8 protein-coding genes and 1 pseudogene are annotated in these 6,336 nt (G+C 33.8%); all 9 read left to right on the plus strand.

The window, feature by feature from the left end; translation table 11 throughout:
• Positions 1–105: 105 nt before the first annotated feature.
• A pseudogene (locus tag J2Z44_RS20995) lies at positions 106–237 on the plus strand (RHS repeat-associated core domain-containing protein); the annotation flags it as partial.
• Positions 238–276: 39 nt separating this feature from the next.
• The gene (locus J2Z44_RS21715; RefSeq protein WP_342591530.1) at positions 277–747 is read left to right on the plus strand and encodes an EndoU domain-containing protein; all 471 of its coding nucleotides are present in this window, start codon (positions 277–279) and stop codon (positions 745–747) included.
• A 14-nt stretch (positions 748–761) separates the two neighbouring features.
• Positions 762–995: a MafI family immunity protein gene (locus J2Z44_RS21000; protein ID WP_021282288.1), complete on the plus strand. Its 234-nt coding sequence runs from the start codon at positions 762–764 to the stop codon at positions 993–995.
• A gap of 54 nt (positions 996–1,049) precedes the next feature.
• Positions 1,050–1,997, plus strand: a complete 948-nt coding sequence (locus J2Z44_RS21005; protein WP_483416446.1) for an RHS repeat-associated core domain-containing protein — start codon at positions 1,050–1,052, stop codon at positions 1,995–1,997.
• A 42-nt stretch (positions 1,998–2,039) separates the two neighbouring features.
• Positions 2,040–2,285, plus strand: coding sequence for a hypothetical protein (locus J2Z44_RS21010; protein WP_021282290.1), 246 nt, complete (start codon positions 2,040–2,042; stop codon positions 2,283–2,285).
• Positions 2,286–2,981: 696 nt separating this feature from the next.
• The gene (locus J2Z44_RS21015; RefSeq protein WP_021282292.1) at positions 2,982–3,338 is read left to right on the plus strand and encodes an RHS repeat-associated core domain-containing protein; all 357 of its coding nucleotides are present in this window, start codon (positions 2,982–2,984) and stop codon (positions 3,336–3,338) included.
• A 489-nt stretch (positions 3,339–3,827) separates the two neighbouring features.
• Entirely contained in the window at positions 3,828–5,111 is a 1,284-nt protein-coding gene (gene ltrA, locus J2Z44_RS21020; protein ID WP_021282294.1) for a group II intron reverse transcriptase/maturase, read from the plus strand.
• A gap of 153 nt (positions 5,112–5,264) precedes the next feature.
• Positions 5,265–5,786 carry a polymorphic toxin type 17 domain-containing protein gene (locus J2Z44_RS21025; protein ID WP_021282295.1) on the plus strand — a complete coding sequence of 174 codons (522 nt, stop codon included), beginning with the start codon at positions 5,265–5,267 and terminating at the stop codon, positions 5,784–5,786.
• A 12-nt stretch (positions 5,787–5,798) separates the two neighbouring features.
• Entirely contained in the window at positions 5,799–6,131 is a 333-nt protein-coding gene (locus tag J2Z44_RS21030; protein ID WP_021282296.1) for a hypothetical protein, read from the plus strand.
• The last annotated feature ends 205 nt before the right edge of the window (positions 6,132–6,336 follow it).

Below are 6,336 nucleotides of genomic sequence, written 5' to 3' on the forward strand. Positions count from 1 at the left end.
TTGATGGAACGCCGTATGCGGTGAAAGTCGCTTGTACGGTGTGGAGGAGGGGAAAAGAAGGCGATAATATCAAGTTCTTACCTATTCCTATAGACAGGATTATATTATTTACAAAGTAGATATTACAATCCAGAGTGGGGAAGATTTATAAATGCCGATGCAATAACTGGAGTTCAGGGTGAACTACTATCTCATAATATGTTTGCTTATTGTGCAAATGAACCTATAAACAGGCATGACCCTTCTGGATTTATATGGGACTTTTTAGATATTGGAATGGCTGCTTTAAGTTGGGCTGATTTTGCAAAGAAGCCATCTATGGGTGGTTTAGCTTTAGCAGCTGTTGATACAGTTGCAGTTCTTCCGGGAATACCATCTACAGGGTACTTTAGAAGAGGAGCAAAAGTTGCGGACAAAGTATCTGATGGTATTAAGGGAGCAATTAAAAGTAAATATGTTAATCTAGCAAGTGAAGGTAGAACAAAACATATACTGTTTGGAGATAAAACAGGAGGTGGACATATTTGGCCAGGTGCACCAGGAAAAACAGCTTTTCCGAAAGGTTGGAGTGCCGATAAAATAATGCATGAAGTTTCAGACATTGTTACTGATCCTACCTTAAAGCGGACTGAAAATAGAGTGATAAAAGGTATTCAAAGATATGAGGTAATTGGTGTGCGAGATGGTGTGAAAATAAAAACAATTACAGATGGAAAAGATATTATTACTGCATATCCCATAAAGTAGGAGGAAAAGTTTGAATGAATATGGATATTATATTAGATATTGCCAAGAGAATAAAACTCCCTACAAAAGATATTGAATTAATTGGTGAATATTTGGAATATAGAGAGTGGGGAATAGCTTTTGAAGTTTTATGTAGTGCAATTGAGTATGACAAAATACAAATTTCACTAGTAGATTATAGCGAAATAAAACAAATTGGTGAATATATGGAGATGGATAAAGAACTATGGGAGGTTTTTAAGATTTAAGTATAAAATTATTATACAAGATTAAACTCGGCACACCACTAACAATGGTCACTGCTGGGTTTCTTTTTATTCCAATATTCAATTACAGGCAAACTTGTAAGTATGAACCTAAATGGCACTGAATACTTCTATGTAAGAAATGCTCAAAATAATATAATTGGGTTAATAGATAAAGCAGGAACTCAAGTTGTATCTTATACCTATGACAGTTGGGGCAAACTAATTTCTATAGAGGGAACACTTAAAGATACTGTAGGAGTTAAGAACCCTTATAGGTATCGTGGCTATCGTTATGATTCAGAAACACAATTATATTACTTGCAATCAAGGTATTATAACCCTACTTGGGGCAGATTTATTAATGCTGATGCAATTGCAGGTAGCTTGGGAGAATTATTAGGTCATAACATCTTTGCATACACTAAAAATAATCCGATTTCTATGAGTGACCCGTCGGGGTATAGAACTGTAAGAGCCGATTATGAGAGCTTGGAGCAAGAATCAGTAAGTTCAAGGTGGTCTGTTGGAAGTAATTTCTCAAGATATACTAATGGTAAATTCAATACTTATGTTTCGGATAATAACTACCGATTCGGAGGAATACAAACAAAAGCAACTACAATAGGAGTAATTCCTACTTCAGGAGGAGTAGAGCTGCATACTAACCAATATAAATTTGGAGGCAGTAACTTTAGTTTTGAGACTCAAGGTTATGGGGGTGGAAATGCAGCTTTAGGTCTAATAGCAGAACGGGATGGAGATTGGATTTATTCATCAGCTGGAGGAGAACTAAAACCACTAAAGTATGGTTCAAAGAACCAAATTAATATTGGAATGATTCATATACAACTTCAAATAGAGTATGGAGTGGGAGCAGGAGCAACATTAGGAGCAGGAGGGATGAATACTATTGATAAGCAAGGAGTAGCTATGGGAGTTGGATTTGGATTAGGAGGATTTTGGGAAGCCAAAGGAGCAATTTGGTGGGATAGAAATAGGTAAAAATATTAGTTAAAATTTATATAAATAATTAAGATAAGAGGAGTGTTTACACTGATTACATTTTATATCGTTAACATAGCAATACCAACAGTAATTTTAATTATCGGATTAATAATATCAAAGGTAACTAAAAAAATAATTAAAAGTGATAAATTCAAAGAAAAGACAAAACATGATAAATTTAAAATTAGATTGGGTAATTTTTTTGGAATAGCAAATATTGTAACTGGTATAGTAGGGATTCTAGATTATGGTACACAGTTTTTAAAGTATTTATTTTTCACTTAATATAGTTTAGTAGTGAATTTGAGTATACGCATATTAAAAAATAGTACGGAGGTTTTTTGATAATGAAGTTATTTAGCAAAATAAATAAAGCTTCCTTTTGGATAGGCTTTTCTATTGGATTTGTGATAGCCGTTATATTGTACAGTATAATTTACTTTTTAACAGTTACTCCTTATTAATATTAATTTAAAATTCCTAATGGTGTAAAAGTGGAGAGACAAATCATGAATAGATTTATAAATAATGTGAAAAAGATTCACTTCAATTCTTTTATAATTGGAGTTGTTGTTGGGGCATCAATACCTTTTTAGTCTATATTAGTGTTTTGTTAACATTCTTTTAAATGCTTTAAAGTAAACTTAAAATGGCATTAAATTATAAAAGCGTTAAATAGCTATATTTTGGTTGAGGTACAAGAGGTGGTTTTAATATAGATAGAGCAAAGTTTAAGAAGTGCTAATCTATATAAACTTTAATTTAATATAAACTAGTTACTTATTAAGCATATTAGCTTATAACTCATCGATACCTGTAGTATCAGTCAAGTATATACCTAATTTTGCATTTTAAATTGCAATAATTTTATACAAGTAAAAAAGTAGAGAAAAAGTAGGGATATCACCCTACTTTTTTTGTGTCGACAGATATAAATATCATTATATATTATTATAATGGGTATCAGCCAAACTTATAAGTATGAACCTAAACGGCACTGAATACTTCTATGTAAGAAATGCTCAAGGTGATATAATTGGGTTAATTGATAAAGCAGGAACTCAAGTTGTATCCTATACCTATGATTCGTGGGGAAAATTAATTTCTATAGATGGAACACTTAAAGATACTGTAGGAGTTAAGAACCCTTATAGGTATCGTGGCTATCGTTATGATTCTGAAACAGAATTATATTATTTGCAGTCAAGGTATTATAATCCATCGTGGGGGAGATTTATAAATGCTGATGGTATAACTGGAGTTAATGGAGAGTTGTTATCCCATAATATGTTTACGTATTGCATTAATAATCGTGTGCCTAGACTAAAGCACTCGTAACTAGCTGGGGAAGGACCAGTAGTAATAAAAGGTAGAAGTTACTTAGCTTGGATAGAAGTGTGGATGGTAACTGAAATGCTTGAGCCTATCGACGAAAATCTGGGTAAGCCAGGTGAGCAACTTAGCAGGCTGTAATGAAAATGAACATAGATGTAGCCTCGTAAAGCAGAAAATCTGAAGGTTGAGCCTTTGGTTGTTGGGCGAAAACAGCATTTGTATACTCCCTACCATAAAGTATACAAACTTCAGCGGGGTAGCAGTGGCGGCATGTTAGGAAAGTTACGAGAAGCAACTAGGGAAGTCCTACTCATCCCAGTGAAGAAATTCTTGGAGCAAGGTAGTCCATATAACCGTAGGTGGGAAGTTGGACGAAAGATGAGAGGATGGCGGAATGGCTTGTAATACTGAGGATATCGGAAGAACAAAAATCCGAAGGAGGAAAGGAGCCAAATTGACTGATAATCTTTCAACAAGATAGGAGGCAGGATAGTGAGGACAGGAGCTATCGATGAATTGCAGGAATTGAGAAGAAAGATATATCTAACAGCGAAATCCGAGAAGCGTAAATGCTTTTGGGGTCTTTTTTGTCATGTCACAAAAATAGAAACACTAGACAAAGCCTATAAACTAGCAAGAGAAAATAATGGTTCAGCAGGAGTTGACGGAGTTACCTTTGCGGATATAGAGAGATACGGAACTTACAACTTCATAAAAGAAATTCGTGAGGAACTAATAAATGGTACATATCTACCTACTAGGAACAGAAAGGTTGAGATACCTAAAAGCAATGGGAAAACTAGAACCTTAGGAATAGGAACCATAAAGGATAGAGTTGTTCAAGGAGCCTTAAAGCTAATTCTAGAACCTATATTTGAAGCAGACTTTTCAGAATGCAGCTATGGATTTAGACCTAAGAAAAATCAACATCAAGCTGTCAATAGAGTTGCCAAAGGAATAGTAAGAGGCTTCACAAAAGTTATAGATGTGGATTTAACAGCCTACTTTGATAATATTAACCATAAAATACTCATGGATAAGATAGCATTAAGAGTCAACGACTCTAAAATAATGAGATTAATAAAACTTATGCTGAAGATAAATGGAAAAGTTGGTGTCCCGCAGGGTTCAGTAATTTCACCTCTGTTTAGCAATATCTACTTAAATGCAATAGACAGGATGTTTGAAAAAGCAAAACAAGGAACCTCTAGAAAAGGATATGAAAATATGGAGTACTGCCGCTTTGCAGATGATACGGTAATTCTTGTTAATGGCCATGAGGCAGTGGATTGGCTGGTCAGTAAATCATACAGACGACTGAGAGAAGAACTAGCTAAGCTAAAAATAAACCTTAATGTGGAGAAAACAAAAATTGTAGATATGAGCCAGGGAGAAACTTTTGGATTTCTAGGATTCGACTTTAGGTTAGTGAAAAGCAAAGGAAAGAAAATGGTACTGCTAAAACCTAAGAAAAAGAAAGTCACTGAGTTAATATCAAAAGTTAAAACACATTTAGTCCAAAGTAGGAATAAGACTGTAACAGAGATGATTGAAGAACTTAATCCTATACTACGAGGCTGGGTTAATTATTATAGAATAGGACATTGCTCTAGAACACTCACCTATATTAAAATATGGGTAGAAAGAAAAGTAAGAAGATTTGCAAGAAAGGCACAAAAGAAATTTGGTTTTGGATGGAAGGAATGGAGTAGCGAAATAATCTACGGAAAATGGGGTCTTTTTAGTGACTACCAGGTTAGATACTTTAGTTCGTGAAAGTGAAATCCATACAATAGGAATCATAAACTGTTAGATGAAATCAGCAAGTGAGCCGTATGAGGGAAAACTTCACGTACGGTTCTTTGTGGAGGGTAATGGAAATAGGACTTATAAAAGTTACTGCGCCATTACTCTACCCGACCCATAAACATGTCTGATGAAGAAGGTACGTGGCCTACTTGGAATCAATTTAAAACATGGATAGCAGAAAAGATTGAGTCAGCACTTTTTAGCATATCACCCATCTTTAATTATATTGAAGCATTAACAGGTAAAACAATAATTACAGGCAAGAGTTTAAAAGATGAGGAACGAATGGCGAAGGCTGACCAATTTGAAGATATGGTTGTTAGTGGAACATTTGTTGGTTCTGTCAAAAATATTAGTGTAGGGAAAAAAACCATTATTAAGTCGAAGGGATTACCAACAAAAGGCAAGATAAGATACGTCCCACCTAAAAACTGGACGACTTCACAACCATTACCGCGGTCAGGTGCAGGATTTACTGATAGGTTTGGAAATGTATGGACTAAAGGCCCCTCAAGAACTGCTGGGCAAGCATTTGAGTGGGATGTACAACTATCTAAAAGTGGTAAAAGTCAATTGGGACATTTTAGTAGAGATGGTTCTCATTTAAATATATCGCTTGATGGTAAAATAACACATAAGTAATGAGGTGAAAATATGTATGTAAGAATGTTTATAGATGCGAAAACGGAGAGCAATGCGAAGGATATCTATGAGAAGTTTATAGATAAAATAAATATATTTATTAAAAGTGAAAAAATATTAAAAGTAGAACCATACTGGAAGTATGAAAATATGTATGTTCTAGATACCAATATCTTGATAAATTGTGATATAGGAAGTAAAAGGTTTGAAGAGTTTTTATATGCAATGGCAGATAAATGGAAGTTTATGGGCATTCCCATAGATGAGGCAGTAGCATCTTTAAATATGGAAGGGTGTAAATATATTATTGAAGGAATAAATATGATAAATATATTTTATTACTAACAGTAAAACTATTAAATAGCGTAGGATATTATAAATTCTATAGAAATCGAAATAAATTGCAAAAACTACCCTAGAAACCTACTTATATAATGTAGGGGTAAAAAATAAATCTCATATTTCGCATAACTATTTTTGGTAATTTTGTAGTTTATTTTTGTAATAAATGTATAGTTATTACTGGATTTAAAGTTATTATAAAGTAATT

This window comes from Clostridium punense (genome assembly GCF_017874425.1).
In the GTDB taxonomy this organism is placed as follows: Bacteria; Bacillota; Clostridia; order Clostridiales; family Clostridiaceae; genus Clostridium_J; species Clostridium_J punense.

Coding starts and splice junctions, on each gene's coding strand:
- J2Z44_RS21715 (WP_342591530.1), top strand. CDS start 277: ATGGCTGCTTTAAGTTGGGCTGATTTTGCAAAGAAGCCATCTATGGGT.
- J2Z44_RS21000 (WP_021282288.1), top strand. CDS start 762: ATGAATATGGATATTATATTAGATATTGCCAAGAGAATAAAACTCCCT.
- J2Z44_RS21015 (WP_021282292.1), top strand. CDS start 2,982: ATGAACCTAAACGGCACTGAATACTTCTATGTAAGAAATGCTCAAGGT.
- J2Z44_RS21025 (WP_021282295.1), top strand. CDS start 5,265: ATGTCTGATGAAGAAGGTACGTGGCCTACTTGGAATCAATTTAAAACA.
- J2Z44_RS21030 (WP_021282296.1), top strand. CDS start 5,799: ATGTATGTAAGAATGTTTATAGATGCGAAAACGGAGAGCAATGCGAAG.